The following is a 24,880-nucleotide window of genomic DNA, read 5'->3' on the forward strand; positions in this document are numbered from 1 at the left end:
CCCCAAGGTGGGTCGGCACCTGCTCCGCGAAGAGGGGAGGTGGTGGTCGACGAGGTCCAGCACCACTGGTTCGCCTACGTCCGGCCCCTGTGCGAGGCGACGGCGGCCCTGCTGCTGCTGGTGGCGGCCACGTTCGTCCCGGTCGGCGGCGCCTGGCTCTTCCTGATCCTGGCCTTCGCGCTGATGGTCCACTCGGCCTGGCTCGCGGTGCGCGAGCACCGAGACCGGTTCGTCATCACCAACATGCGGGTGTTCCGCGTGCACGGCGTGCTCGCCCAGCACCTGGCGACCATGCCGCTGACCAGGATCCTGGACATCTCGGTGAAGAAGCCGCTGCACGGGCGGATCCTCGGGTTCGGACACTTCTGCTTCGAATCGGCCGCCCAGGACCAGGGGCTGCGCGACATCCGGTTCGTCGGGCGGCCCGACGAGCGGGACCTGGCCATCCAGCGAGTGGTGCAGCGCTCCGGCCTGCGCGGGCCGCGCGTTCCCAACTGACCGCGGTCCCAAGCCGCCGGGGGCCGGACCCGCGGGTGCCACGGGCTGCCTAGGATGGTGCCCATGACGCAGCAGCCGTTCTCCCGCCCGGGTGCGATCGACCTGTCCTCGCTCCAGCGGCCCGCGACACCCCCGCCCTCGGGCGCCGCGGCACCTGCCGGATCCGATGCCGCCGCCGGCGCCACCGGCGGGGCGACCTCGGCCTACGCCGTGAGCGTCACCGAGGCGAACTTCCAGACGGTCCTGGAGTCGTCGATGACCGCGCCGGTGGTGCTGGTCTTCACCTCACCGTCGCAGTCGCCGGAGAGCGTCCGCTTCGCCGAGGACGTGGCCACCGTCGCCGCCGAGCACGAGGGCCGCTTCCTGGCCGCCACCATCGACGTCGACGTCTCGCCCCAGATCGCTCAGGCGATGCAGATCCAGCAGGTCCCGCTGATGCTGGTGCTCCTCGACGGCCGTCCGGCCACGCAGCCGATCCCCGGCGCCGCCCCGATCGACGACCTGCGCGCGATGTTCACCCAGCTCGCGCAGCAGCTGACGGCGCAGGGCTTCGCCGGCCGTCACCAGCCCCAGTCGACGGTGCCCGCCGGGGACGAGGGTGAGGACGAGCAGGCCGTCGACCCGCGCTACGCGCCGGCCCAGGACGCCCTGGCCGCGGGCGACATCGACGGCGCGGTGGGGGAGTACCAGAAGCTGGTCGAGGCCAACCCCGCCGACCACGAGGCCGCGGCCGGACTCGCCATGGCCAAGGTGCTGCAGCGCACGCAGGGCGTGGACCTCCACGCGGCGCGGGCGGCCGCGGCCGCGGACCCGGACGACCTGGACGCGCAGATCATGGTCGCCGACCTGGACCTGCTGGGCGGCCACGTCGAGGACTCGTTCGCACGTCTGGTGGAGGCGGTGCGTCGTAGCGTCGACAAGGACCGGGACCGGGCCCGGGAGCACCTGATCGGGCTGTTCGCCGCTGTCGGCAACGACGACGCCCGCGTCCTCAAGGCACGTCAGGCGTTGGCCTCGGCGCTGTACTGACCGACGTTCCGCGATGTCCGCGACCCGCGCGTCGGCCACGCTCCGACGCGGTCCGCTCGGCGGTGCCGGGTATCTGGGCCGCGGCTTCGCGCTCTGGCGGCACCGACCGGGCCTGATGCTGCTGGGCATGGTGCCCGCGCTGCTGGTGGCCCAGCTGATGGCGGTGCTCCTGGTCGGGCTGGTCCTGGTCGCCGACGACGTGGTCGCGTGGGCCACGCCGTTCGCCGACGGGTGGGACGACACGGTGCGCGACCTGGTCCGGTTGGCGCTCTACCTGCTGGTGCTCGCCGGGAGCGGCTTCCTGGTGATGATCACCTTCACCGGCCTCACCCTGGCGGTCGGGGACCCGTTCTACGAACGGATCTGGGCCGAGGTGGAGCGGATGCTCGGCGGCGACGCCCCGACCCACGGGGTCGGCTGGTGGCGCGGCATCAAGGACGGCGGCGTGCTCATCGGCTTCGGCTTCCTGACCGCCGGGTTCGTCTTCCTGGTGGGCCTCCTCCCGGTGGTGGGATCGATCGTCGGTGCGGTGCTCGGCCTGGTCATGGCGGGCCGGCTCCTCGCCGGTGAACTGATCTCGCGGCCGCTGGAGGCGCGCGGGATGGATCGTGCGGCCCAGGCGGCGCTGCTGCGCGGGCACCGCGGCGCCGTGCTCGGCTTCGGGGTGGCGGTCCAGGCCTGCTTCCTGGTCCCGCTGGGCGGCGTGCTGGTGATGCCGGCGGCCGTCGCCGGAGCCACCATGCTGGCTCGGGACGTGCTGGACGCGCAGCCCCGCTGACCCGGCTCACCCGCCGGGAGTCGCCCCGAAGGCGTCCAGCACGGCGACCACCGCCGGCGACTCGCTCATGGTGCGCCGGTGCAACGCGTCCACCAGACGGGTCGGCACCGGCTCCGTCACCGGTACGGCGACCAGCCGGTCGCCCAGTGCGGCCCGGCCCAACCGGGGGACGAGTGCGACCCCGAGGCCCGCGGCCACCATGGCCAGGTGCGACTCGAACTCGCCGGACTCGTGCGCGACGCGGGGCGGCCGGCCGGTCCCGTCGTACATCCGGTGCAGCCACTGGCGGCAGATGGTGTCGGGGGGCGTCGCGATCCACGGCACCTCGAGCAGGTCGTGCGGAGTGACCGAGGCGCGGGCGGCCAGGGGATGGTCGACCGGGACGATCAGGTCGGCGATGTCCTGGGCCAGCGGCGTGGCCACCAGGTGGTCCGGGACGTCCAACGGGACGCCGCCCCAGCGGTGGACGATGCCCAGCTCGACCTGGCCGGAGGCGACCAGGTCGATGGTGTCCCACGGCTCACGCTCGGTGAGGAAGAGGCTGAGGTCCGGGTGCGCGTCGCGCAGCGCCGAGACGACCGGTGCGACCACGCCACGGATGGCGGTGGAGAACGCCGCCAGTCGGAACCGTCCGGCGACGACACCGGCCCGGCGCTGGAGCCCCGCCTCCAGCTCCTCCAGGTCGGCCAACACCCGGGCGCCGGCGGCGACGAGGTGGACGCCGTGACCGGTGAGCATCACGCCGCGCCCGACCCGCTCCAGGAGGGGGACCCCGGTCTGCCGCTCGAGCCGCTTGATCTGCTGGGACACGGCGCTCGGTGTGAACCCGGTGGCCCGGGCCGCGGCGTTGACCGACCCCTCGTCGGCGACAGCGCGGAGGGCAGCCAGGGCATCCAGGTCGATCATGAAGCGATGCTACATCGTTGAGTGCGCGATGATTCGCTGGTGCTTCACGGTCTCGGCTGTCAGGCTGGTCCGCGTGAACCGCCGTGACAGCCTCCTCGCCGGGTTGGTCGCCCTGATCTGGGGACTCAACTTCGTGGTCATCGACGTCGGCATGGGGGAGGTGCCGCCCCTGGTGTTCCTCGCTGTCCGCTTCCTGGTGGTCCTGGTCCCGGCGGTCTTCCTGCTGCCCCGTCCACCGGTGCCGTGGCGCACCGTCCTCGCCGTCGGAGCGTTCATGTCGCTCGGCCAGTTCGGCTTCCTCTACGTCGCGATGCACGCCGGGATGCCGGCCGGCCTGGCCGGTCTGGTGCTCCAGGCGCAGGTGGTGCTCACCATCGTGCTGGCCGCCGTGGTGCTGCGGGAACGACCCACCCGCGGTCAGGTGGTCGGGGTGGGCCTCGGCGCGCTGGGGCTGCTCGTGGTCGCCTTCGGCCGCGGCGGGCACGTGCCGCTGGTGGCGCTGCTGCTCTGCCTGACCGCCGCGTTGATGTGGGCGATCGGCAACGTCGTCTCCCGCGCCTCCGGGGCCACCGGAGGCCTCGCACTCACCGTCTGGTCGGCCCTGGTGGTGCCGGGTCCGCTGCTGGTGCTCGCCGTGCTGCTCGACGGACCGGGCGTGCTGGCCGAGGCGGCGGCCGCGTTCGACCTGGCGGCGCTGCTGTCCACCCTCTACACCGCGGTGCTGGCCTCGCTGGTCGGCTACGGCATCTTCAACGGCCTGCTCGCACGCAACCCGTCGGCCGCGGTGGTGCCGTGGATCCTGCTGGTGCCGCCGGTCTCGATCGGCTCGGCCTGGGTGCTGCTCGACGAGGTTCCCTCCGCGGGGGAGCTGCTGGGCGGGGTGGTCCTGGTGCTCGGCGTCCTGGTCGCGCTGCGGCCCGCCCGGAAGACCGAACCCGCGCCCGGAACCTCAGCGCCCGGACTCGGTGTAGCGCGGACCACCGTCCAGGGCGGCCAGGGCGGCCGCCACCCGACGCGCGGTGAAGTCGGCGGCGCGGGCCTCGACCTCGGCCGCCGTGCAGAAGGCGACCGCGCGGATCTCGCGGGGCTCGAGCACCGCGCGGTCCAGGGTGGACCCGGGGAGCACCCCGCCGTCGAAGACCAGGCCGACGGCGTCGTCCCAGCCGCCCCACGGCGGCAGCCAGTCGGTGAGCAGCAGGGGGCCCGCCGGGACGGTGAGGCCGAGCTCCTCCTCGATCTCCCGGGTCACTGCGAGACGCGGTGACTCGTTGACCTCCACCACGCCGCCGGGCAGGTCCCAGTCCGACTTGTAGGTGAGCTGGCACAGCAGGACCCGCGGCTCGGTGGCGTCGGCGTCGCGGATCAGCATCTGACCGATCGCGCGCTTGCGCGGCAGGAAGGAGTTGAGCAACGCCCGGAACCCGCCGGGCTGGTCGAGGGGCGGGTCGTCGGCCAGTCGTGCGTAGACCACCCGGTCGCCCGTCCGACCACGCTCGACGCCCTCGCGGCGCAGGCCGGACCAGGTGGCCAGCCGCTGGCCGTCGGCGTCCTCGACGTCCACCTTCGCCTCGACCCGGTGGTGCGCGCGCAGGGCCTCCTCGACCAGCGAGCGGACGCCGGCGATCTCCTGCTGCCAGCGGGACGGCAGGTCGGCGGACCAGACGATCCGGGCCACTCCGTCCTCGACCGTGATGATGCGAGGGAGGTCGGGCACCGGGTCAGCCTAGTGGTGGCACCCCAGGGGCCGGCTCAGGTCCACAGGTCCCACACCTCGACCTGGTCCCCGGCCGAGACGGAGACCAGGTCCTCGGGCAGGTCGATCAGGCAGTCCGCACCGGCGAACCAGGTGAGGAACCCGGACCCGGCGGGGCCCCAGGGCCGCACCACGCCGGAGTCCCGGTCCAGCCGGCCGCGGCGCAGCTGCCGCTTGCCGGCCGGCGAGGTCAGGTCCTCGCCGAGTCGCGCGGTCACCCGGCGGCGCTCGGCGAACGGGAGGCCGGCGATCCGGCGCAGCGCCGGCCGCAGGAACACCTCGAAGGAGGTCAGCGTGCTGACCGGGTTGCCCGGCAGGCAGATCACCGGCACGCCCGCATAGCTGCCGGCCCCCTGCGGCATCCCGGGCTGCATCGCCACCTTGGTGAACTCCACCCCGCGCGAGGCGAGGGCGTCCTTGACCACCTCGTAGGCGCCGGCGCTGACCCCGCCGGAGGTGATCACCAGGTCGATCCGCTCGGCGGCGAGGGTGTCGTCGACCAGGCCGAGGAACTCGGGGACGTCGTCGGCGACCCAGCGGCGTCGTACCACCTCGCAGCCGGCCTGCTCGACGGCCGCGGCGAGCATCGGCGAGTTCGAGTCGCGGATCTTGCCCGACCCGGGCGCAGGGTCGTCGTGGAGCTCCGAGCCGGTCGAGCAGACCAGGACGCGGGGCCGGCGGCGGACCGTGACCCGGTCGATCCCCAGCGCGGCCAGCGCGCCGACCTGGGCGGCGCCGATCGGCGTGCCGACGTCCAGCACCTCGGCGCCGGCCGCGAGGTCGGAGCCGGCCGGGCGGATGAAGCTGCCGGGCTCCCGGGCGGCCCGGATCCGCACCGTGTCGGTGCCGGCGTCGGTGACCTCCACCTCCACCACCGCGTCGGCGCCGGCCGGGACGGGCGCGCCGGTCATGATCCGCGCCGCGGAGCCCGGTGCCAGGGTGCCCCGGGCGGCGCCGGCCGGGATGTCCGCCGACACCGGCAGGGTGACCGGGGTGTGGTCGTCGGCGGCGGCGATCTCGGCGGCGCGCACGGCGTAGCCGTCCATCGCGGAGTTGTCGAACACCGGCAGGTCCTCGGGCGAGACGACCGGGGCGGCCACCACTCGACCCAGCGCGTCGTCGCGGCGGACCGTCTCGGTCCAGTCGGCGGCCAGCGGCTCGACGAGCAGGGACGCGGGGTCGGGCAGCAGACCGGCCACCAGGGCCGCATGGACGTCGACCGGGATCAGCGCAGGGGTGGAAGCCACGCGCCCAGCCTAGAGAACCCGACCGACCCGCCGGCGGACGTCGATCACGGGCGAGGAAGCCCCCATGACTCCGCCTCGCCCGTGACCACTGGTGTAACGCCGGAGGCGGTGGCGTCGTTACGGTTCCCGACGGGTGCTCGGACGGACGCGTGCTGCAGTGTCGCCGCAGAACGGGCACAATGCCACCGCAGGCCGGGCGTCCGGTGGACTGGCCACCTCCGACGCGGAAAGTGATCGATGAGCGAGAAGACCAGCAAGAACGACGTATCCAGCGAGAGCCCCTCCGGCGGCTCCCGGAGGCTCGGCACCGCCCGGGTGCGCGGCATCGCGGCGAGGGTGGTGTGGGCACTCTTCCTGGCGGCCGCCCTGGTGATGGCGGCCGCGGCGTTCAGCTTCGCGCTGGACGCCAACGGGGGGAACGCCCTGGTGCGCGCGGTGCGCGACCTCGCCGACGTCCTCGACCTGGGGCTGTTCGACCTGGACAACCCGGTCTGGGAGCCCGGCGCCGACGCGAAGAACGCGCTGGTGAAGACGGCGCTCGCCAACTACGGCGCCGCCGCGGTGGCCTACCTGGTGGTCGGCCGGGTCGTCGAGCGCATCATCAGGCCGTGAGGTGCGGAGCGGATGTGAGTTAGCCAACTCACGTTCGGTTTCCAGTGAGTAACGGCGGGCGGTAGCCTGCCCAACGCCGTCCATCCCGGGACACATCTCCCCGCTGGTGGGACCCAAAGTGCACAGGAAGGGGCCGTTGCGGCCACAACCATGAACATTGTCGTCTGTGTGAAGTACGTGCCCGACGCCACCGCCGACCGGCGGTTCGAGTCGGACAACACTGTTGATCGTGAAGGCGTCGACGGTCTGCTGTCGGAGCTCGACGAGTACGCCGTCGAGCAGGCGCTCCAGATGAAGGAGAAGCGCGCCGACGAGGAGGTCACCGTGACCGCGGTGACGATCGGCCCCGAGAAGGCCGTCGACGCGGTCCGCAAGGCGCTGCAGATGGGTGCCGACGCCGGCGTCCACGTCTCGGACGAGGCCATCGCGGGCTCCGACGCCATCGCCACCTCGCTGGTGCTGGCCAAGGCGATCGAGAAGATCGGCCAGCCCGACGTGGTGATGTGCGGCATGGCCTCGACCGATGCCGGGATGAGCGTGGTCCCGGCCATGCTGGCCGAGCGCCTGGGCCTGCCGCAGGTGACCATGGCCGCGGTCGTGGAGTCGCAGGGCGACCAGGTCCGGATCAAGCGCGACGGTGACACCGCGACCGAGGTGATCGGTGGCCGGATGCCGATGGTGCTCTCGGTCACCGACCAGTCCGGTGAGGCGCGCTACCCCTCCTTCAAGGGCATCATGGCCGCGAAGAAGAAGCCGCTGGAGACCTACTCGCTGGGCGACCTCGGTGTCGACGCGGGCCAGGTCGGCCAGGACGCGGCGTGGACCGCCGTGGAGGAGACCGCCGCTCGTCCGCCGCGGACCGCCGGTGAGATCGTGAAGGACGAGGACGGCTCGGGCGCGGGCGCGCTGGTCGAGTTCCTCGCCTCGAAGAAGTTCATCTGAGGACGAGGGAGTAGCTATGTCTGAAGTTCTGGTTCTCGTCGACCACGTCGACGGTGCGGTCCGCAAGCCCTCCTACGAGCTGCTGGCCATCGCCAAGCGGCTCGGTGAGCCCTCGGCCGTCTTCATCGGCGGCGCCGACAAGGCCTCGGCCGCGGCAGAGGCGCTGAAGGGCTACGGCGCGGAGAAGGTGTACGTCGTCGACGACACCGAGATCAAGGGCTACCTGGTGGCTCCGAAGGCCGAGGTGCTGCAGCAGATCGCCGAGAAGGCCTCGCCGTCCGCGATCCTGATCCCGTCGTCCGCGGAGGGCAAGGAGATCGCGGCGCGCCTGGCGATCAAGCTCTCCTCGGGCCTGATCACCGACGCCGTCGACGTCGTCGCCGGTGCCGACGGCGGTGCGGTGACGACCCAGTCGGTCTTCGCGGGCAACTTCACCGTGACCGCCAAGGTCACCCAGGGCATCCCGATCATCACCGTGAAGCCGAACGCGGCCTCTCCGGAGGAGGGTGCCGGTGCCGGTGCGGTGGAGGAGTTCGCCGCCACCGTCTCCGATGCCGCCAAGGGCGCCCAGATCGTCGCCGCGCAGCCGCGTCAGTCCACCGGTCGTCCGGAGCTGACCGAGGCCGCGATCGTGGTCTCCGGCGGTCGTGGCACCGGTGGTGACTTCGAGGCCGTCGAGGGTCTGGCCGACGCGCTGGGCGCGGCGGTCGGTGCCTCGCGTGCCGCCGTGGACTCCGGTTGGAAGCCGCACACCTTCCAGGTCGGTCAGACCGGCAAGGTGGTCTCCCCGCAGCTCTACGTCGCCAACGGGATCTCCGGCGCGATCCAGCACCGTGCCGGCATGCAGACCTCGAAGACGATCGTCGCGGTCAACAAGGACGAGGAGGCGCCGATCTTCGAGCTCGTCGACTTCGGCGTCGTCGGCGACCTGCACACCGTCCTCCCGGCGGTGACCGCGGAGGTCGAGAAGCGCAAGGGCTGATCGACCGCGGACGCCCACAGCGGGCGGCCCACCGACAGCACGAGACGCCCCGCCCGGTCCGACCGGGCGGGGCGTCTCGCGTCCCCGGGCGTCGCGTCAGCGGCGGAAGTAGCCGCCGGTGTCGTTCTCGTCGATGTCGCCGATCGGCTGCAGGTGCCGGATCGTCCGGGCGCCCGGCCTGCCCCCGATGCACACCCGCCGCTTGGCGGTGTTGTTGGAGTAGTCGGACTCGACCAGCGTGCGGGCGTCGGTGTCGTGGTCGAGGATCGGGTTGCCCTCCACCCACACGTTGTAGCAACCGTTGGGCAGGCCCTTGAGGTTGAACGACTGGCCGGCACGGAACTGGGCGTAGGTGTCACCCCACCCGGCCGCCAGCACTTCGCGGATGGACAGCGAGCCCTCGTCGCCGCAGGCGGTGGCGAGGTCGCTGTTGTCCACGTTCCACTGGGCTCCGTCGCCGGTCAGGTCGACCGCGTCGGTGTTGGCCAGGCAGAACGCCTCCTTGCGCGACTGCACGCCGTGGTGGTCGTCGTGACCGTCCGGTGCCTCGGGCGTGTGGCCGACGGGCAGCAGGGAGTAGGCGGCGAAGGAGCGGAAGTGCCAGTGCAGGTGGGTGGGCTTCGGGTCCCACTCGAACTCGCCGACCTGCGCGTAGTCGGGCAGCTGCTCGCCATCGGCGTCGAAGAAGTACTGGTACCCGTCCATCACGCCCTTGCCGCCCCGGCGGAACCCGTCCACCACCAGCGGTGAGTTCCCCCCGTTCCACACGGTGGCGGAGAACTGCAGGAAGTCGCCGTTGCGCGAGATCCGCAGCCCCCAGGCGGGGAGCGCCCGCAGGTCCGGCTTGGGGTAGTCCGCCGGCACCTCGGCCGGGTCGATCGCGCGCTGGGCGTCGGGCCGCTGGGCTCTCGGGCGCGGCGCCACCGACCGCGGCTGCGGAGCCGTACGACGACACCCGCGGTCGCAGTCGTCGTAGTGGCGCACGCGCAGCGTGCTGGTGCGCAGCCGGTCGGTAGCGCTGATGCCCAGTGCGTCCGCCCACGGCGCGGAGACTCGGATCTCGACCCGGTAGCGGCCCGCCGGAACGCTCTTCATCGGGCCGTAGGGGACCAGGACGGAGGCGGCGTACCCGTCGGCGATGCCCTGGACCGCGCCCAGGCTGTAGGGGTTGTAGCGGCAGTAGGTCGGGTACGGCGAGCGCGGGTCGGCGTCGGGGCGGATCCGCTCGCTGATCGAGCCGAGGCAGGCACCGGCGACCCGGGTGAAGGGGCGCTTCGCCTTCGCCCCCAGGGGCGTGAACCGCATCCGGAGGAACCCGTCGAGCTGGTTGAAGGAGCTGGTGAGGTCCGACCCGAGGACGGTGCTGCCGGTCGCGTCGCGACGGGAGACCACGATCGGGGAGGAGTAGTCCGCCCGGGTCAGGTCGAGCCGGAGGTCGGCGCCCTCCGCGACCATCCGGACGCCGAGGTCGCTGTAGAGGTACCTGCCCTCGGCGTAGGCGGTCTGTCGGCGCGGAGCGGTGAGGTGCAGCCGGGGCGCGTCCGCCGCGGCGGCCTGTGGGTCGTCGGGCTCGCCGGCGACCGACGGTGCGCCGGAGACGGCGAGCAGCAGCGGGGCGCACAGCGCGGCGCTCGCCAGCAGGATCCGTGCCGTGCGGGCGCGGTGCGGGCGGCGGTGCCCGCGGGGATGGGGTTCACAGGTGGTCCTCTCCGGGTCGGTGAACCTAAGACGCTCCAGGGTGGAGGAAAGTTGCCTCGCCGCGCCGGGTTTCTGTGATCTTCCTGTGGCGCCGGTCGGGTGAGACGCCGAGCCGACCGCGCCCGCGCGCTCACTAGGCTGGTGCGGTGAGCACGATCGCCGACCCCGGCCGCCCCGAGAGCACCGACGCCACCGACATCACGGCCGCGGTGACCGCGACCGCGCGGCGCGCCCGGACCGCGTCACGGGCACTGGCGATCACCACCCGCGCCACCAAGGACGCAGCGCTGCAGGCGATGGCCGATGCGCTGGACGAGCGGGTCGAGGAGGTGCTCGAGGCCAACGGCCGTGACGTCGCGGCGGCCGAGGCGAACGGGACCCCGGCCAACATCATCGACCGGCTCCGGCTGACCGGTGCCCGGGTGGCGGCGATGGCCCAGGGCCTGCGGGACGTCGCCGGGCTGGCCGACCCGGTGGGCGAGGTGGTCCGCGGCAACGTGCTCGCCAACGGCCTCGAGCTGCGTCAGGTGCGCGTGCCGTTCGGCGTGGTCGGGATGATCTACGAGGCCCGCCCGAACGTGACCGCCGACGCCGCCGGCATCTGCCTGAAGTCGGGCAACGCGGTGCTGCTGCGCGGCAGCTCCTCGGCCCGGCACAGCAACCGGGCGGTGGTCGATGTGCTGCGTGACGCGGTCGGTGGTGCCGGGCTCCCCGAGGACGCGATCCAGCTGGTCCCCGGCGACACCCACGACAGCGTGAAGGCGCTGATGCGGGCACGTGGGGACGTCGACGTGCTGATCCCACGCGGCGGCGCCGGCCTGATCCGGTCGGTGGTCGAGGAGAGCACCGTGCCGGTCATCGAGACCGGCGTCGGCAACTGCCACGTCTATGTGGACGCGGGCGCCGACCTGGACAAGGCGCTGGCGATCGTGGTGAACGCCAAGACCCACCGCACGTCGGTCTGCAACGCCGCCGAGTCGCTGCTGGTCCACGCCGCCGTCGCCGAGCGGTTCCTGCCCCGGGTGGTCACCGCGCTCCAGGAGGCCGGCGTCACGATCCACGGCGACGCCGCCTTCCGCGCCTATGACGACGTGGTGGCAGCGACCGACGAGGACTGGGCCACCGAGTACCTCTCGCTCGACCTGGCCGCCGGGGTGGTGCCGGACCTGGACGCCGCGCTGGACCACATCCGCACCTGGTCCAGCCAGCACTCCGACGCGATCGTGACCGAGGACCAGGCCGCCGCGCGTCGGTTCGTCGCCGAGGTCGACTCCGCCGCGGTGCTGGTCAACGCCTCAACGCGGTTCACCGACGGGGGAGAGTTCGGGTTCGGCGCCGAGATCGGGATCAGCACCCAGAAGCTGCACGCCCGCGGCCCGATGGGCCTGCCCGAGATGACCTCCACCAAGTACGTCGTGATCGGCGACGGCCACATCCGCTGAGCCGGACCTGGCGCCGGGTCCGTCGGGCCCGCTGCGCGCACCGGCGGAGCGTCCCAACACCCACAGGCCACGCAGTACCACGGCCAGTGCCACCGCACCGATCGCCAACGAGAACGGCGAGGTGCTCCACCGTTCGCCGAGCACGAGCACCCCGAACGCCAGGGTGACCACGCAGTTGACCACGTTGAGCAGCGGCATCGACGCCGCCAGCCCGGCCGCGCGGTAGGCGAACTGGTTCACCACCAGGCCGCCGCACCCCGCGACACACAGCACGTACGGCGGCCAGCTCGCCGCCACCGCCATCACACCGCCCGCGGGGCTCGCGGCGTCCGCCACCGCCCCGACCACCACCTCGACCAGCACCGCCATCAGGCCGAACAGCAGGCCCGAGGCGCTGCCCAGCCAGCCGGCGCGTGCGCCACGGCGTCGTACCGAGGCGGCCAGGCAGCCGAGGGCGGCCAGGAGGGTCGCCGCGGTGGCCGGCGCCAGGCGGGTCGGGTCGGCGCCGCCACCGGGTGCGTCGCTCGGCGAGGTCACCAGGAGGAACAGCGCCAGGGCGGCCACCGTGGCGAGGGCAGCGCGCAGCCCGGCCGGGGTGGTCCGGCTGCCGGCGAGGGCGGTGCTCAGCGGCAGCGCTGCGACGATCCCGACGATGACGATCGGCTGCACCAGCGAGATCGGACCGTGCTGGAGGGCCAGGGCGTGCCAGGTGAAGCCCAGCGGGCCGAGTGCCAGCGCCGCGAGCCACACCGGACGGCGCGCCAGGCGGCGCAGCAGACCGGTGTCGCCGAGGACGACGGTGCTGGCCGCGTGGTGCTGCAGCGCGGTGGACGCCGCCGTGGTCAGCGCGCTGGCCGAGGCGAACAGCACGGCGAGCGTGACGGCGAGCACGGGCACCTCGGCACCGTAGGGGGAGCAGATGTCGACCCGGTGAACCGTTGCCGACGGGTGCGCCACGAGTCGCGGCCGGTGCACGGTCGGCGGGGTGAGCAGGGGTAGGTTTCGCACCATGGCAGGAACCCCGGAGCGGATCATGGCTGATCCGGCGACCGAACGGCTTCTCACCGGGGCCACCGTGATCACCCTGATCCGGACCTTCGCCACGCTGGTGCTCTCGTTGTGGGCGGCCCACGAGGGCAGTCTGACGCTGCTCGTGGCCGGACTGGTCGTCTACTGGGTGGGCGACAGCCTCGACGGCGAGTGGGCCCGCTGGTTCGACTGCGAGACGCGGATCGGTGCCGTGGTCGACATGATGTGCGACCGGCTCAGCTGCGCCGCGTTCTACCTCGGCCTGGTCTGGCTGCAGCCGTCGGGCTTCTTCAGCGACGAGCCGATGACCTGGATCGCCCTGCCGGTCGGGGTCTACCTGTTCGAGTTCATGGTCATCGACATGTATCTCTCGCTGGCCTTCCTGGCCTGGCCGATCCGCAGTCCCAACTACTTCCACGTGGTCGATCGCCGGATCTACCTGTGGAACTGGTCCCGTCTGGGGAAGGCGGCGAACTCGGGTCTCTTCGCGGTGCTGCTGCTGGTCACCGGCTGGGTGTGGCTCGGCCTGGCGATCGCGATCGCCCTGCTGGTGCTCAAGTGCGTCTCGCTGGGCTGGCTGCTCCGGCTGGGGATCCCGATCCCGACGGCCACCCCGCAGGCCACCGAGCGGGGCCGGGGGGCGGAGCAGAGGGAATCACCGGCGTGATCCTGTGGCTGACGACGTTCGCGTTCTCCATCGCGTCCGCTCTTCTGCCGTTCCTGCCGATCGAGGTCTACATCCTGGGCGCCGGGGCCGCCGCTCCGGGCCCGGTGCAGGCGGTCTCGCTGGGCATCGCCGCCGGCGCCGGGGCGACCGTCGGCAAGGTGATCTGGTACGAGGTCGCCCGCCGGGGGATCGACTCGAAATGGGCGCAGCGCAAGCTCTCCTCCCGAAGATCCGCAGCGGCTACGAACGCTGGGTCGAGCGCACCCAGGGGCGCCCGGTCTACGCGGCGACGATCATGTTCGTCGCCGCCTCCGTGGGCATCCCGCCGCTGCTGGTGATGGCCGCCGTCGGCGGCATCCTCAAGATGCCGATGTGGATCTTCGTGCCCACCGTCTTCCTGGGCCGGTCACTACGGTTCAGCCTGCTCTTCCTGGGCGTCGACTTCGCCCTGCACTGACCCCGCGGTCCGACCGGCGGGCGACGGGGCGGCGAGGACGGGAGAGGCCTCGGATCGGCCCCCGGGGCCCGCGGCGGCTAGGATTCGCTCATGCTGATCAACCAGACCGCCCTCGCTGTCGTCACCGCGGCCGAAGGGCACGGTGAAGGTGGCATCAACCCGTGGGTAGTCGGTGGCGGTGTCTTCGCCCTCCTCCTGCTGCTGCTGATCGGTCTCGTCGCCTTCGGCGGCGGTCGCGAGCACAGCTGATCCCGCAGCCGGAGCACGACGTGGGAGCGGTGCGGTGACCGCGCCGGCACGACGTGCCAGGATCGGGGTGATGGGCGGCACCTTCGACCCGATCCACCACGGCCACCTGGTCGCCGCCTCCGAGGTCCAGGGATGGTTCGACCTGGACGAGGTCGTCTTCGTCCCCACCGGCCGTCCGTGGCAGAAGGCCGACCGCGAGGTCTCGCCGGCCGAGCACCGCTACCTGATGACCGTGATCGCCACGGCGGCCAACCCGCGGTTCACCGTCAGCCGGGTCGACATCGACCGCGACGGGCCGACGTACACCACCGACACCCTGCGCGATCTGCGTGCCGAGCGTCCGGACGCCGACCTCTTCTTCATCACCGGCGCCGACGCACTGACCGACATCTTCAGCTGGCGCGACGCGGACGAACTGTTCCGGCTCGCGCACTTCGTCGGCTGCACCCGGCCGGGTGCGGAGATGGACCCCGGCACCCTCTCGGCGCTGCCCTCGGACCGGGTCACCATGCTCGAGGTGCCTGCGCTCGCCATCTCGTCCACCGACTGCCGCACCCGGCAGGCCCAGGGACAGCCCGTCTGGTACCTCGTGCCCGACGGCGTCGTCCAGTACATCACCAAGCACCGGCTCTATAGCCGTGGCTGAGTCAGGAGAAGCATGACCGCCACCGACCACGCCGTCGGCCTCATCCGGATCGCCGCCCGGGCGGCGTCCGACAAGCTGGCCACCGACCTGGTGGCCTTCGACGTCAGCGAGCAGCTCGCGATCACCGACGCGTTCCTCCTCGCCACCGGCGCCAACGACCGACAGGTCCGGGCGATCGTGGAGGAGATCGAGGACAAGCTCCGCGAGGCCGACGCCAAGCCGATCCGGCGCGAGGGCCGCACCGACGGTCGCTGGGTGCTGCTCGACTACGGCGACATCGTGGTGCACGTCCAGCACTCCGAGGAGCGGGAGTACTACGCGCTCGAGCGGCTGTGGCGCGACTGCCCGGCCATCGAGCTGCCGGCCGAGGTGCACGGCCCGCCCGCGCCGGGGACCGGCACCACCGACGACGTCTGAGCCGGCGACCATGACGCGCCGGATCGTCCTGCTCCGCCACGGTCAGACCGCCTGGAACGCCGAGCGGCGGATCCAGGGTCAGCTCGACTCCGAGCTCGACGCGACCGGGCTGCTCCAGGCCAAGACGGTCGCGCCGGTGGTGGCGGCGATGGAGCCGACGCTGCTGGTCTCCTCGGACCTGAAGCGGGCTCGAGCCACCGCGGAGGCGGTCGCCGAGGCGACCGGGCTCTCCGCGTCGTACGACGTGCGGGTGCGGGAGTTCCACCTGGGGGACCGTCAGGGGCTGACCCACGACGAGTACGCCGCGCTCGCACCCGCGGAGTTCGCCCGGTTCCGTGCCGGGGAGTGGCGCGGCATCCCCGGCGCCGAGTCGCCCGAGGAGGTGGCGTCGCGCTACCGGGCCGCCCTGGTCGACGTCGCCGACGCGTTGGGGGAGCACGGCACCGCCGTCGTGGTCTCCCACGGGGCTGCCATCAAGATCGGCACCGCGGTCCGGCTGGGCTGGCCGCTCTCGGCCACTGCCGACCTCAAGGGGCTCGGCAACTGCGGCCGCGTGGTGCTCGAGGAGGCCGACGGGCGCTGGCGGCTGGCCGGCTACGACCTGCCGTTCTGAGCGTCGCCGCGAGCCCCGAGCGACGGGGTGGACCCCCGATTTCGGTCTCGTGGAGGTGTTGGCTAGTATTCACGTCGTTGTCCGAGAGGACGGCACAGAGTTTGGGGCTGTGGCGCAGCTGGTAGCGCATCTGCATGGCATGCAGAGGGTCAGGGGTTCGAGTCCCCTCAGCTCCACCAAACGGGTCCGCAGGACGGAAGTGAAAATCGCTTCTGGCCTGCGGATTCTGTCGTTCGACCAGGAGACGTGCTGGGTCCTCACCGAGAGGACACCCATGCAGTGGGACCAGAAAAGCACCAGAAACTCACGCACTTTCGCACCGGCTCCGAGTCATCTCGCTGGGTCTCGTCGCTGTTCGGCGCTCTTCGCGCACCTGGTCGGTATGAACGCTCACGCCACATCTCGCACAGCGACTCGGACAATCCTTGAGAGCGCTGATGACCCGGACGACGTCCAGCTCCACGACCGCTTCGAGCCGACCTTCTCGCTGAAGGAGCTCGCCGAGCTCCTCGGCGTCGGCATCCAAACGCTCTACGACCTGCGCAGCCAGGACCGTGGCCCGGTTGGCTTCCGCGTCGGCCGGCACCTCCGGTTCCGCCACTCAGAGATCGAGGCCTGGCTGCATCGACTCGAGGAGGAGGACCTCGAGCGCCATCCGGGAAGCGGTAGACGATGAGTGGGCGGCCCCGCACCGCGATCGGAACCTTCGGGTCGATCAGCGTCCGACGGTCGCGCCGCGGGCGTTACATGGCGCGGACGCGCTTCCGCGACACCGACGGACAGCTTCGCCAGGTCAAGGCCACCGGCACCACTTCAAGCCGCGCGGTCTCCGAGCTCAAGCGAAGGCTTCTGGCGCGGCCCGGCTACGGCCAAGGAGGGCTGCTCGGCCTGCAGAGTCCCTTCGTCGACCTGGCCCAGCTGTGGCTGTCCGACCTCGAAGGGCGCGACATCTCAGAGAGCACCAAGGACAACTACCGCGACGACCTGCGTCTGCACGTGCAGCCGTTCTTCGAGCACTACACGCTCGGCGAGATCACCACCGGTCGCGTCGAGGTCTTCCTCCAGCGCGAGGCCGAGGTCTCGTACTCACGTGCCAAACACTCGCGCACCCTGCTCAACCAGCTCTTCGGCTTCGCGCTGCGGCACGACGCGATCGGACGGAACCCAGTCGAGGGGACTTCGCCGCTGCGGAAGCCCAAGGGAACACCTCAGGCCCTGACGCTGGAACAGATCGCTGCGATCCGATCGGCCGCCGCTCGCTGGCGCACGGGTCCGGACGCCAAGGGCCCCAAGCCCGACGACAAGGTCCGAGACGCCATCGAGATCCTGCTCGGCACCGGCATGCGGCCTGGCGAGGTCCTCGCCCTGCGTCCACTGGACGTCGACGACGGCAGAAACGGAATGGTTGCGCACGTGCGGGGCACCGTCGTGCTCCGGAAAGGCGAGGGCACCTTCCGCCAGGATCGGCCGAAGACCGATGCCTCGGTCCGCCAGATCCCGGTTCCGGAGTTCGCGGCTCAAGTGATCCGGCGTCGCCTCAGCCTGATGACGCCGGAACAGCGGGAGTGGACCATCTTCCACAACCGCCATGGTGGGCCGCTGACGATGGCCAACTTCCGCCGCACGTTTCGCGCCTTCTTGGAGCTGGCCGGACTCGAGCAGACGGGCATCTCACCACGCTGGTATCGCCGCACCGGCGCCACCGTCATTGCCCGTGGTCTCGGCGTCGACGCCGCAGCTGCTCACCTGGGCCACACCTCGACCGCGATCACCGAAGGCCACTACATCGAACCCGACCAGACGATCGACTTCGGTCCCGCGAACGTCCTCGAGCGCACACTGCGCTCGGTCAACCCGGACGGTGCCCTGCTCAAGCAGCCGGCGGACGACGCCGAGGAGGACCTCCTCGACCTGCTCGACTCCGCCGAGTCTGACGACGAGGTTGCCTAGTGCGTGTCCACCAGGCGTAGTCAGCGTGCCTATCAGACGTAGTCGGAGTGCGCCTCGCTCCGCGCCCTACTGATGGAGTGTCGGCGGTGACTCCTCACGGGCTCGGTAACTGAGCGCGGTGTGGAGGGCCGGTCGGCTGGGGTCTTGGTTGGCGGTTGTTCGTGGCACTGGGTGCTCGGGCCGGATCCGGTTGCGGACGATGGTGATGGCCTCGACTTGGGTTGGTTCGGTGATGGGGTGTAGCGCTCGCGCAGGCGTAGGACAGGAGCGCCGGTGTCGGCGAGCTCGGGGAGAGTGGTGCGTTGGAGGTAGGTGCCGCCGGCGATGGCGTGTTCGACGATGTCGGCGATGCGGTTGTCGACGCGGGTGAAGAGGTTGTGGAAGGCGGCGAGTTGGCGGGGTTCGACGATCTCGTTGCCGGTGAGTTTGGTGGTTCGTGTGGCGAGGGTGGCGGCTTGGGCGACCGCGGCCTTGCCGTGGCCGAGTAGGCCTCCGATGTCACGGAGCGCGCGGTGGAGGTCGGCGTAGCTCTGGGCGCGGCGGGTGAAGGCGTCGTGGAGGCGTTGGTCGACCGGTGCGGCGAGGACCGCGAGGGTGGTGGTGACGCGGCGTTGGGAATCGACGATGAGGCGTAGGTCGCGGGCGGTGGGGAGTCCTTTGAGGGCGTGGAGCAGGTTGTGTTCGGCCTGGAGGACACCGAGGACGCCTGGTTTGGCTGCGCCGCGCATGGAGCGGACGAGGGGCTGCCAGCCGAGTTTGTCGATGGTGTAGTCGGGTTGTCCGAGGCCGGTGTCGAGCGCGGCGGCGAGGGTTGCCCACCCGAGTCGTTGGGGGTGGGCGAGGGGCTGCCAGCCGGGGAGTAGGTGGTAGCGGCGGTCGAGTACGACGAGGGCTTGGGTGATCGCGGCGACGTCGCCGACCAGTGCTTGGGCTTGGGGCGTGGTGAGGATGCCGTGGGTGTCGGTGCCGCCGATGTCGTGCTCGGCGAGGGCGGCTGCTTTGGCGGCGGCGCGCCAGTGCTCGACCAGCGGGACCGTGTGGGGCGTGGTGAGTTCGGCGAGGGTGGGCAGGTTCGTGTCCTGCTGTTCGCGGTTGTCGCGGAGCAGTTTGAGGAGCGGGTGGACGACGCCACCAGCGCCGGGGTTTGGGTGGAACGGGTTGGACTTGGCGGGTGGTTGGTTGCTGAACGCCAGGGGTTGGGCGGCGGTGCAGGCTTGGATGCACCAGGTCAGCACCGAGAGGCGGTACTGCAGGAGCAGGCCGCTTGCCCGCTCGACTCCTGCGCTGGTCTCGCTGGTCTCGCGGGACGCGGTGGACTGTTCAGCCTGTTCAGCCTGTTGGAGGTAGTGCCGGACGCGGTGTTGGTGCAGCAGGGCGGTGAGTTCGGTGCGGAGCATCTGCCCGGTCTCGCCGTACATCAGGACTCGCCCTGCGGATGGTCTGGATTCTGCTTGTCTGGAGGCTGCCGGTCTTGGGTGCGGGCGTCGTCGAGCATCGCGTGGAGGAGCTCGACCTGGAGCGGGTCGAGTCCGTGGGAGGCCAGCGTGCTGATCGCGGCGGCCGCGATGGCGTGCAGCGCGGCAGTGTCGGGTGGGTGGAAGGTGTTGTCGAGGGCGGGTACGTCGTCGGCGTAGGCGGTGTCGAGGCTGAGCAGTGTCAGCTCGTAGGCGAGTGATCCGTCGAGGGTGGTGGCGGTGTCGGCGAGAGCGGCGAGGTAGGTCCTGGCTTCGGCGATCGCGATGGCGTCGGCGAGCAGCATGAGCGGCCTCCTGACGAGCACGGGGTGGGACGAGTCCGGGTGGAGTGGTGGTTCGGCCAGCGTCGGTGCCGCGTACGGCACTGCTGGTTGTTGGGCACGGGTGCTGTGGATGCCGACCGCGCCTCGGCGGGTTGAGGCCGGGTTACGGCCAGGTATGGGTGCGGGCGAGGCGTTGGGCGTGGTCTTCGGCGAGGAAGGCCCGGAAGTCGGCGGCGCGGTCGGTGATGGCGACCTCGGTCGTGGCCGGTGGGGTGGGTTCGCCGGGCCAGGTGGTGGTCCGGGTGGGGCGGTCGTGGTCGAGGCGTGTGCCGTTGAGGGCGACCCAGTCGCGCAGCCGGGCGCGGGCGAGGGTGAAGTCGTGGTGCCAGTTGATCGGCGCGGACAGTGGCGCGTCGGGGGCGTAGCTGTTGAGCCAGTGCAGGTGGAGTGCGGACAGCTCCCAGATCAGTTCGTCGTGGCGGTGCCAGTAGGGCGGCAGGATCGTGGGCGGCAGTCCGTAGGTGATGCGGAGGAAGTCGACCCAGCGGTCGAGGTCGATGAGCTCGTTGCGGGCCTCGTCCGGGGTGAGGGTGAGCCAGTTGACCGGACTGATCGGGATCGCGGACTCATCCGGGCGATAGTCCGACTGATGGTCCGGCTGATGGTCCGCACCCATCGCCGGCGGCGGCACCGTCATAGTCAGTGCCCTACGGCCGGAGCTTGCTCGGACACGGCCTGCTGTGCTGTGGGTGCCGGGGGATCGAGGCGGCGGCGTTGTACGTCGTACCGGGTGCGGTTGGTGTCGTGTCCGATCCGGCGGGCGACGAACTGTTCCTTGATCCGGGTGGTGTCGCCGGCGGGACTTCGTATTCGTGGATGTAGCCGGAGGCGAGGAACGCATCGCCCTTGCGGAATCGCTCGTAGGCCTTCAGGGCGGTGTCGCCGAAGACGACGAGGTCGTGGAAGGTCGGGTCGAGCTTGGTGAACGACCCATCGACTTCTTTGCGGTAGTGCTCGCACCCGATGCGGGCGTGCATCCGGGCGGTACCGGATTCGGAGAAGTGGATCTCGGGCGGGCTGGCGATGAACCCGGTCAGGCTCATCTGGGTGGGGATCGACATCGGCAGGCTCCCAAGGGGTTCGCGGCAGCTGGGCGCTGGCCGCTTCGTGCCTTGCAGGTGTCGAATCGCCACCGGGGTGTCACATGCTTCTGCAAGGCGCTGCGAGGTGCCGGGGTGGGTGGGGTGACTGCTCAGAAGCCAGTTATGTCGCGTCTTGGGACACGCCAGATTTCGGACAGAAGGGAGCCCGGCGAAGGCCTATCTCCAGCGTAGGAGGCACGCCGACAACTACTAGTCACCTACCCGGAGTGGGGTCAATACGAAACCTTCCGCCGATTTCTGCCCGCAGTTCTTTTGTCAGTTTCGACCGACGCCGCTCTTTCTCTGCGATCCATTCGTCGCGATCGGGGTCCCATCTCGGTGGGGTCGCATTGGCATTGAAGGTCCCGTGCCAGGCGGCGATCTTATCGAAGAGTTCTTTCGAGATTCCGATCCATGCAGACAACTCGTCGTAGTGGGATGATATGTGGACGCCGTCCTCCCAGAACGGTCCGGCGTATGGGTCGTCCGATATTCGAACGGACCTAATCTGCGGCAGGTCGTCAGACTGCGGCGTGGTGCGGTTGTCTTCCATGCCAAACAGTCTATCGGCTCGACGGGTTCGCGTTATCAGCGCGCGTCTGGATCATTCTTGGTCATAGCCGATTCTGGGCCCTTGCATGGGCCTTTTCCACTTGCGTTTGTTGGAGCGAGACTCATGATTCTGACACCTGTTTTGCCGAGCCACATTACGACCCGAACTCGGTAGGGATCGTCTGCCCCATACATCAAGAAGAATCTACGCTGATAGCAGAAGCGGGTAGCGTTGGGGACCGTCGCTTTGTCGGGGTCCGACAGTGCCCACTTCATCATCCATCCCGCGAGATCCTGCCATTGTCGACCTATCATCCACGACCATTTCGAGAACTGCCCTGCGTGACGATCTTTAATGTGACGGTAGCCAAACAGGCTCAGATCGGGCTCTGGTTCATAGATCCCGCAGTAAAGGCGAGCGTAGTATCGCTCCATTCGAGAGTGCCAGGCATAGCGGGTGTAGTCCTTTACGACTTTGTACTTGCCGTCGAACGCGCCACATGCAGCCCAGCCTGAGTACGGAATGTCTGGCCCAGGGTCGCTCGGGTGATCGAATTGTGTCGCAGTGGACGCCCCAGGGCCTCAGTAGCGGGAGGAGTCGCGGTTTCCGCGAGGATCGAAGCTGCATCACCTGCGGGCATCACCTGATAGGGCGCCACATCCAAGGGAGCTTCAGCGACGCCATTCGGATCTATCTCAGCGTCAGTCAGTGCGCCTTGCGGGTCCACGTCGCCCGCAGGTGGCGGAGACGTCTCTACCCCGAACTCCACCGGCTCCGACCAGCCCGAATTGTAGGCGGTCTGCGCTTGAGCTCGGAGAAAGTAATAGTCACCATTACTGATCAGCCCGGCGGGAAGAGTCCAGGTCCCAAGGGAGCCAGTCGCTGGCGTGCTCGTGTGGGTGAGGATCTGCTCTCCCTCAGCCGAGAGTAACTCCCAGGCGAAGGTGATTGACGCGCCGCTCGGTGCCTCGGACTGGACAGTAAAGGTCGGAGTGAGCGAAGACACGAAAAGTTCGGGCGTAGCACAATCGCCCGTGCATGGGGTAGCAGCTAGATCGTGTGGTACAGATGGCAACGGCGCGGCAACGAACGGCTGGCTCGAGGACCATGACGAGTTCAGCGATCCGTCGCTCCCGCGAGCCTTGACTGTGTAGGCGCCCCCTGCCGTCAGGGTCCCGCTCGGAACGACAACCTCGATGGCTGTGCCTGAGGGAGACGTAGGCGTCTGGTATGTCCATACCGGCGTGCCTCCCTGGTAGATGGCAATCTCAGCTGCCGTGTCGTCCTCGTCAGGATCGGACACATACGTACGCAGGGTCGGCGTCAGGGAAGCGTACTGTCCGCTGGACGGTGACAAGTCGACCCGAAGTGGCGCGTCGGGCGCGTTGTTGATCAACTCGTAGGTGACCTTGAGGCGGGGTTGGTTGGTGGCGTTGTCGACGGATCGGAACCAGATGACGCGGTCGGATGCCTCGTTCTGTCGGATGAGGATTCCGTGGTTGTCGATCCCGTTGTTGACCCAGCTCTTGACGATGCCGTCGACCTCGAAGGACCGGTAGCCGCTGGTGCCGCCGTTCATGTTCACCACCGGGCTCGAGCTGTTCCACACGCCACCGGGCGTGGTCCACGTCTGCGCGGCGGTCCTCTTGTTCCACGTGACGGCCGAGTCGATCCACGCCTCGCTCACTCGACGGGCGGTGAAGTCGTGGTTTCCGGACCCGGTGGTCTGGGTGGAGTCGACGTAGAGGTCGAGGCTCGCGCTGTAGATGGTTGCCGTGGCGGGCAGGTTGGAGACATCGAACTTCAGCAGCGCTCGTCGTTGCCGGCCGGCGATGCCGCCGACCCGCATGTGGGCCCCTGAGTCGTGCCACCGGGGTGTGTCACTCGGCAGCGGTGTCCAGGGCGTGAAGGATGGCGGCGGCGCCGGGTGTGAGCGGGTCGTTCGCGAGGTGCTCGTGGCCGGCGATCCGGACGGTGACCTGCTGTAGCGGACGCAGGGTCTGCACGATCTTGCGGATGGTAAGCCCGGTGGCGTCTTGAAGGTGACGCGCGATGGCGAGTGCAGCGAACACGATGGTCAGGTGCGCCTCGATCGCATCGCGGGTGTGGTGGAACATCGGCCGGGCCTTCAGGTCGGTCTTGGACATCCGAAACGACTGCTCGACTCGCCACAGGTCGTGATAGCTGGCGATGATCTCCCCGGGACCCATCACGGTGGCGGGGATGTTGGTGACGTAGCCCTTCAACCCGACCAGCCGCCGGGCTCTGGCCAGCGACGCCTCGTCCAGGCTCCGGTTGCCGTTGCTGGTCTTCACGAACCGCGGGGTCCGCGCGGTCTTCTCCCCGTTCACGACGGCACGGGCCTTGTTCTCCTGCAGCGTGAGCGTCTTGTTGTCGCGCACTGCTCGTTTCGCGGAGTAGGCCCACACCGCGCGCCAGGACCGCTGATGGATCTCGGGGTCCCACACCGGCTCGGCGCGCACGTTCGGGTCACTCGCCGCCGGACCGGTGCTGGAAGTCGACTTGGTGGCGCGTTGGTCGCGTGGGGTGAGGGTGTCGATGATCTGGGCGTCGGTGAACGCATCCCCGTGCCAGCGGAAGTGGGACTCCAGATCCTTGGGCGCCTTGGTGACGCGTGATCCGACGATGAACCGCAGCCCCGCTTCGTCGAGTTCACGCAGGTTGGTCGCGGACAGCATCCCGGCGTCAGCAACCACGACCATGTCCGTCAGGCCGTGGCGGGTCTGGAACTGCTCGATGATCGGCAAGATCGTCAACGTCTCCGCTTTGTTGCCCTCGAAGCAGCCGATCTCAAGGGGGAACCCGGTCCGGTCGACCAGCAGCCCGACCACGATCTGCGGGTCGACCCTGCGTTCCTTGGAGTAGCCGACCTTGCGCAGCCCGGGCTTGCCGCCCGCGTCGAGATCTTCCTTCTCGGCCTCGAAGTAGAGGGTGGTCACGTCGTAGAGGCACAGGCTGACGTCGCCGTGGCTGAGCGCGTGGCGGAAGCACGCTGCCGCGATCGTCGATCGGTAGTCCCGCTCCTGGGCACGGGCCAGCGAGCGGAACATCGTGCGTAGCGAGGCGTGCGGGACACCGAGCTCGTCCAGAACACGAAGTGAGTCGGCCTTGCTGGTCGGCTCCACGATCCGCGCCAGGACGAGCTGGGCGAACGCCTCGTCGCCGATGGTGTCGAACCCGAGCCGGTCGTAGCCGGCGCGCAGGGCCTGCCACAACACCGCGTTCGACTTGCTGGTGATGACCGCCGTTCCCGGTCGAGGATCTGCTGCCGTGCTGGTGATGCCGTCCAGCGGCAGCTCGCCCTGGCCGGGGTAGAGCTTCTTGCGGGCTACCGCTATCAGCGCCGCCAACTCGGCCTCGTCGTGGGCGGTCCCGACGTGCTCAAGCACGACGTCACGGCCGTCGCGGCGCTCGGCGATCTGGACCTTGGTCGCTCCCGACCGGCCCGCAGCCTTCCGCACGAACACCATGAACCCCGACCGTAGTGCCCCGCGGGGTGTGTCGATCAGCC

At 70.3% G+C, this 24,880-nt stretch carries 26 protein-coding genes, 1 tRNA gene and 2 pseudogenes; 17 read left to right on the plus strand and 12 right to left on the minus strand.

Features of this window, described 5'->3' with window-relative positions:
* The first annotated feature begins 42 nt into the window (after positions 1 to 42).
* The 3 genes from FIV43_RS02965 to FIV43_RS02975 all read left to right on the plus strand — a co-directional run bounded on the left by FIV43_RS02965 (position 43) and on the right by FIV43_RS02975 (position 2,305).
* Positions 43 to 498: a PH domain-containing protein gene (locus FIV43_RS02965; RefSeq protein WP_331251042.1), complete on the plus strand. Its 456-nt coding sequence runs from the start codon at positions 43 to 45 to the stop codon at positions 496 to 498.
* A gap of 63 nt (positions 499 to 561) precedes the next feature.
* Positions 562 to 1,527, plus strand: a complete 966-nt coding sequence (locus FIV43_RS02970; protein WP_141012925.1) for a co-chaperone YbbN — start codon at positions 562 to 564, stop codon at positions 1,525 to 1,527.
* Positions 1,528 to 1,540: 13 nt separating this feature from the next.
* A complete protein-coding gene (locus FIV43_RS02975; protein WP_141012926.1) occupies positions 1,541 to 2,305 on the plus strand; it encodes an EI24 domain-containing protein in 765 nt (254 codons plus the stop codon).
* 6 nt (positions 2,306 to 2,311) lie between these two features.
* On the opposite strand, the gene FIV43_RS02980 is transcribed toward FIV43_RS02975, so the two are convergent.
* Positions 2,312 to 3,211: a LysR family transcriptional regulator gene (locus FIV43_RS02980; RefSeq protein ID WP_141012927.1), complete on the minus strand. Its 900-nt coding sequence runs from the start codon at positions 3,209 to 3,211 to the stop codon at positions 2,312 to 2,314.
* A gap of 151 nt (positions 3,212 to 3,362) precedes the next feature.
* Between FIV43_RS02980 and FIV43_RS02985 the strand changes: the two are divergent.
* Positions 3,363 to 4,064: pseudogene (locus FIV43_RS02985) on the plus strand (EamA family transporter); the annotation flags it as partial.
* A gap of 96 nt (positions 4,065 to 4,160) precedes the next feature.
* Here FIV43_RS02985 and FIV43_RS02990 read toward each other — a convergent pair.
* Positions 4,161 to 4,925 (minus strand): NUDIX hydrolase, encoded by a 765-nt coding sequence (locus FIV43_RS02990; protein WP_141012928.1) that lies wholly within the window; start codon positions 4,923 to 4,925, stop codon positions 4,161 to 4,163.
* A gap of 35 nt (positions 4,926 to 4,960) precedes the next feature.
* The gene (locus FIV43_RS02995; RefSeq protein WP_196780952.1) at positions 4,961 to 6,211 is read right to left on the minus strand and encodes a molybdopterin molybdotransferase MoeA; all 1,251 of its coding nucleotides are present in this window, start codon (positions 6,209 to 6,211) and stop codon (positions 4,961 to 4,963) included.
* A 237-nt stretch (positions 6,212 to 6,448) separates the two neighbouring features.
* Here FIV43_RS02995 and FIV43_RS03000 point away from each other — a divergent pair, with 237 nt between their 5' ends.
* From FIV43_RS03000 to FIV43_RS03010, 3 genes are all read left to right on the plus strand, one after another.
* Positions 6,449 to 6,823 (plus strand): hypothetical protein, encoded by a 375-nt coding sequence (locus FIV43_RS03000; protein WP_231123653.1) that lies wholly within the window; start codon positions 6,449 to 6,451, stop codon positions 6,821 to 6,823.
* A 150-nt stretch (positions 6,824 to 6,973) separates the two neighbouring features.
* A complete protein-coding gene (locus FIV43_RS03005; RefSeq protein ID WP_141012929.1) occupies positions 6,974 to 7,765 on the plus strand; it encodes an electron transfer flavoprotein subunit beta/FixA family protein in 792 nt (263 codons plus the stop codon).
* Between the two features lie 16 nt (positions 7,766 to 7,781).
* On the plus strand, positions 7,782 to 8,747 hold the full coding sequence (locus FIV43_RS03010; protein ID WP_141012930.1) for an electron transfer flavoprotein subunit alpha/FixB family protein: 966 nt from the start codon (positions 7,782 to 7,784) through the stop codon (positions 8,745 to 8,747).
* Between the two features lie 96 nt (positions 8,748 to 8,843).
* On the opposite strand, the gene FIV43_RS03015 is transcribed toward FIV43_RS03010, so the two are convergent.
* Complete coding sequence (locus FIV43_RS03015) at positions 8,844 to 10,202, minus strand: hypothetical protein (RefSeq protein WP_141012931.1); 1,359 nt, start codon at positions 10,200 to 10,202, stop codon at positions 8,844 to 8,846.
* Positions 10,203 to 10,642: 440 nt separating this feature from the next.
* Between FIV43_RS03015 and FIV43_RS03020 the strand changes: the two genes are divergently transcribed.
* Positions 10,643 to 11,887: a glutamate-5-semialdehyde dehydrogenase gene (locus FIV43_RS03020; protein ID WP_196781053.1), complete on the plus strand. Its 1,245-nt coding sequence runs from the start codon at positions 10,643 to 10,645 to the stop codon at positions 11,885 to 11,887.
* Positions 11,888 to 11,992: 105 nt separating this feature from the next.
* On the opposite strand, the pseudogene FIV43_RS21890 reads toward FIV43_RS03020, so the two are convergent.
* Positions 11,993 to 12,922: pseudogene (locus tag FIV43_RS21890) on the minus strand (DMT family transporter); the annotation flags it as partial.
* Here FIV43_RS21890 and FIV43_RS03025 point away from each other — a divergent pair.
* The 9 genes from FIV43_RS03025 to FIV43_RS03060 all read left to right on the plus strand — a co-directional run bounded on the left by FIV43_RS03025 (position 12,897) and on the right by FIV43_RS03060 (position 17,915).
* Positions 12,897 to 13,583, plus strand: coding sequence for a CDP-alcohol phosphatidyltransferase family protein (locus FIV43_RS03025; protein ID WP_141012932.1), 687 nt, complete (start codon positions 12,897 to 12,899; stop codon positions 13,581 to 13,583). The pseudogene FIV43_RS21890 and the gene FIV43_RS03025 sit on opposite strands and share 26 nt — an antisense overlap.
* Before the next feature lie 199 nt (positions 13,584 to 13,782).
* The gene (locus FIV43_RS03030) at positions 13,783 to 14,040 is read left to right on the plus strand and encodes a hypothetical protein (protein ID WP_141012933.1); all 258 of its coding nucleotides are present in this window, start codon (positions 13,783 to 13,785) and stop codon (positions 14,038 to 14,040) included.
* Positions 14,041 to 14,130: 90 nt separating this feature from the next.
* Entirely contained in the window at positions 14,131 to 14,289 is a 159-nt protein-coding gene (locus FIV43_RS20800; protein WP_181407820.1) for a hypothetical protein, read from the plus strand.
* Positions 14,290 to 14,359: 70 nt separating this feature from the next.
* On the plus strand, positions 14,360 to 14,935 hold the full coding sequence (nadD, locus tag FIV43_RS03035) for a nicotinate-nucleotide adenylyltransferase (protein WP_141012934.1): 576 nt from the start codon (positions 14,360 to 14,362) through the stop codon (positions 14,933 to 14,935).
* Positions 14,936 to 14,947: 12 nt separating this feature from the next.
* Positions 14,948 to 15,352, plus strand: coding sequence for a ribosome silencing factor (rsfS, locus tag FIV43_RS03040; RefSeq protein WP_141012935.1), 405 nt, complete (start codon positions 14,948 to 14,950; stop codon positions 15,350 to 15,352).
* A gap of 10 nt (positions 15,353 to 15,362) precedes the next feature.
* Positions 15,363 to 15,965, plus strand: coding sequence for a histidine phosphatase family protein (locus FIV43_RS03045; RefSeq protein ID WP_141012936.1), 603 nt, complete (start codon positions 15,363 to 15,365; stop codon positions 15,963 to 15,965).
* 103 nt (positions 15,966 to 16,068) lie between these two features.
* Positions 16,069 to 16,144, plus strand: a tRNA-Ala gene (locus FIV43_RS03050).
* Between the two features lie 203 nt (positions 16,145 to 16,347).
* Positions 16,348 to 16,641: a helix-turn-helix transcriptional regulator gene (locus FIV43_RS20805; RefSeq protein WP_181407664.1), complete on the plus strand. Its 294-nt coding sequence runs from the start codon at positions 16,348 to 16,350 to the stop codon at positions 16,639 to 16,641.
* Between the two features lie 71 nt (positions 16,642 to 16,712).
* Complete coding sequence (locus tag FIV43_RS03060) at positions 16,713 to 17,915, plus strand: tyrosine-type recombinase/integrase (protein WP_181407665.1); 1,203 nt, start codon at positions 16,713 to 16,715, stop codon at positions 17,913 to 17,915.
* A 32-nt stretch (positions 17,916 to 17,947) separates the two neighbouring features.
* Here the strand turns inward: FIV43_RS03060 and FIV43_RS03065 are convergent, their stop codons facing one another.
* From FIV43_RS03065 to FIV43_RS03095, 7 genes are all read right to left on the minus strand, one after another.
* A complete protein-coding gene (locus FIV43_RS03065; RefSeq protein WP_141012938.1) occupies positions 17,948 to 19,333 on the minus strand; it encodes a hypothetical protein in 1,386 nt (461 codons plus the stop codon).
* Positions 19,333 to 19,674 carry a hypothetical protein gene (locus FIV43_RS03070; RefSeq protein WP_141012939.1) on the minus strand — a complete coding sequence of 114 codons (342 nt, stop codon included), beginning with the start codon at positions 19,672 to 19,674 and terminating at the stop codon, positions 19,333 to 19,335. The genes FIV43_RS03065 and FIV43_RS03070 overlap by 1 nt, the downstream gene beginning before the upstream one ends.
* A gap of 142 nt (positions 19,675 to 19,816) precedes the next feature.
* Entirely contained in the window at positions 19,817 to 20,350 is a 534-nt protein-coding gene (locus tag FIV43_RS03075; protein WP_141012940.1) for a hypothetical protein, read from the minus strand.
* A gap of 10 nt (positions 20,351 to 20,360) precedes the next feature.
* Positions 20,361 to 20,774 carry a single-stranded DNA-binding protein gene (locus FIV43_RS03080; protein WP_231123654.1) on the minus strand — a complete coding sequence of 138 codons (414 nt, stop codon included), beginning with the start codon at positions 20,772 to 20,774 and terminating at the stop codon, positions 20,361 to 20,363.
* 235 nt (positions 20,775 to 21,009) lie between these two features.
* The gene (locus FIV43_RS03085) at positions 21,010 to 21,348 is read right to left on the minus strand and encodes a hypothetical protein (protein ID WP_141012941.1); all 339 of its coding nucleotides are present in this window, start codon (positions 21,346 to 21,348) and stop codon (positions 21,010 to 21,012) included.
* A 466-nt stretch (positions 21,349 to 21,814) separates the two neighbouring features.
* Positions 21,815 to 23,197, minus strand: a complete 1,383-nt coding sequence (locus tag FIV43_RS03090) for a DNRLRE domain-containing protein (RefSeq protein ID WP_141012942.1) — start codon at positions 23,195 to 23,197, stop codon at positions 21,815 to 21,817.
* A 31-nt stretch (positions 23,198 to 23,228) separates the two neighbouring features.
* On the minus strand, positions 23,229 to 24,839 hold the full coding sequence (locus FIV43_RS03095) for an IS1634 family transposase (RefSeq protein WP_141012943.1): 1,611 nt from the start codon (positions 24,837 to 24,839) through the stop codon (positions 23,229 to 23,231).
* Between the last annotated feature and the right edge of the window lie 41 nt (positions 24,840 to 24,880).

Origin of the sequence: Nocardioides sambongensis (genome assembly GCF_006494815.1) — a bacterium.
In the GTDB taxonomy this organism is placed as follows: domain Bacteria; phylum Actinomycetota; class Actinomycetes; order Propionibacteriales; family Nocardioidaceae; genus Nocardioides; species Nocardioides sambongensis.

What these genes read in the sequence shown, in the direction of transcription:
- FIV43_RS02970 (WP_141012925.1), top strand. Translation starts at nt 562, where the DNA reads ATGACGCAGCAGCCGTTCTCCCGCCCGGGTGCGATCGACCTGTCCTCG.
- FIV43_RS03045 (WP_141012936.1), top strand. Translation starts at nt 15,363, where the DNA reads ATGACGCGCCGGATCGTCCTGCTCCGCCACGGTCAGACCGCCTGGAAC.
- FIV43_RS03065 (WP_141012938.1), bottom strand. Translation starts at nt 19,333, where the DNA reads ATGTACGGCGAGACCGGGCAGATGCTCCGCACCGAACTCACCGCCCTG.
- FIV43_RS03025 (WP_141012932.1), top strand. Translation starts at nt 12,897, where the DNA reads ATGGCAGGAACCCCGGAGCGGATCATGGCTGATCCGGCGACCGAACGG.
- FIV43_RS02980 (WP_141012927.1), bottom strand. Translation starts at nt 3,211, where the DNA reads ATGATCGACCTGGATGCCCTGGCTGCCCTCCGCGCTGTCGCCGACGAG.
- FIV43_RS03070 (WP_141012939.1), bottom strand. Translation starts at nt 19,674, where the DNA reads ATGCTGCTCGCCGACGCCATCGCGATCGCCGAAGCCAGGACCTACCTC.
- FIV43_RS03075 (WP_141012940.1), bottom strand. Translation starts at nt 20,350, where the DNA reads ATGACGGTGCCGCCGCCGGCGATGGGTGCGGACCATCAGCCGGACCAT.
- FIV43_RS03005 (WP_141012929.1), top strand. Translation starts at nt 6,974, where the DNA reads ATGAACATTGTCGTCTGTGTGAAGTACGTGCCCGACGCCACCGCCGAC.
- FIV43_RS03015 (WP_141012931.1), bottom strand. Translation starts at nt 10,202, where the DNA reads ATGGTCGCGGAGGGCGCCGACCTCCGGCTCGACCTGACCCGGGCGGAC.
- FIV43_RS03000 (WP_231123653.1), top strand. Translation starts at nt 6,449, where the DNA reads ATGAGCGAGAAGACCAGCAAGAACGACGTATCCAGCGAGAGCCCCTCC.
- FIV43_RS03080 (WP_231123654.1), bottom strand. Translation starts at nt 20,774, where the DNA reads ATGTCGATCCCCACCCAGATGAGCCTGACCGGGTTCATCGCCAGCCCG.
- nadD (WP_141012934.1), top strand. Translation starts at nt 14,360, where the DNA reads ATGGGCGGCACCTTCGACCCGATCCACCACGGCCACCTGGTCGCCGCC.
- FIV43_RS03095 (WP_141012943.1), bottom strand. Translation starts at nt 24,839, where the DNA reads ATGGTGTTCGTGCGGAAGGCTGCGGGCCGGTCGGGAGCGACCAAGGTC.
- FIV43_RS03090 (WP_141012942.1), bottom strand. Translation starts at nt 23,197, where the DNA reads ATGCGGGTCGGCGGCATCGCCGGCCGGCAACGACGAGCGCTGCTGAAG.
- FIV43_RS20805 (WP_181407664.1), top strand. Translation starts at nt 16,348, where the DNA reads ATGAACGCTCACGCCACATCTCGCACAGCGACTCGGACAATCCTTGAG.
- FIV43_RS03085 (WP_141012941.1), bottom strand. Translation starts at nt 21,348, where the DNA reads ATGGAAGACAACCGCACCACGCCGCAGTCTGACGACCTGCCGCAGATT.
- FIV43_RS03060 (WP_181407665.1), top strand. Translation starts at nt 16,713, where the DNA reads ATGGCGCGGACGCGCTTCCGCGACACCGACGGACAGCTTCGCCAGGTC.
- FIV43_RS20800 (WP_181407820.1), top strand. Translation starts at nt 14,131, where the DNA reads ATGCTGATCAACCAGACCGCCCTCGCTGTCGTCACCGCGGCCGAAGGG.
- rsfS (WP_141012935.1), top strand. Translation starts at nt 14,948, where the DNA reads ATGACCGCCACCGACCACGCCGTCGGCCTCATCCGGATCGCCGCCCGG.
- FIV43_RS03030 (WP_141012933.1), top strand. Translation starts at nt 13,783, where the DNA reads ATGGGCGCAGCGCAAGCTCTCCTCCCGAAGATCCGCAGCGGCTACGAA.
- FIV43_RS02975 (WP_141012926.1), top strand. Translation starts at nt 1,541, where the DNA reads ATGTCCGCGACCCGCGCGTCGGCCACGCTCCGACGCGGTCCGCTCGGC.
- FIV43_RS03010 (WP_141012930.1), top strand. Translation starts at nt 7,782, where the DNA reads ATGTCTGAAGTTCTGGTTCTCGTCGACCACGTCGACGGTGCGGTCCGC.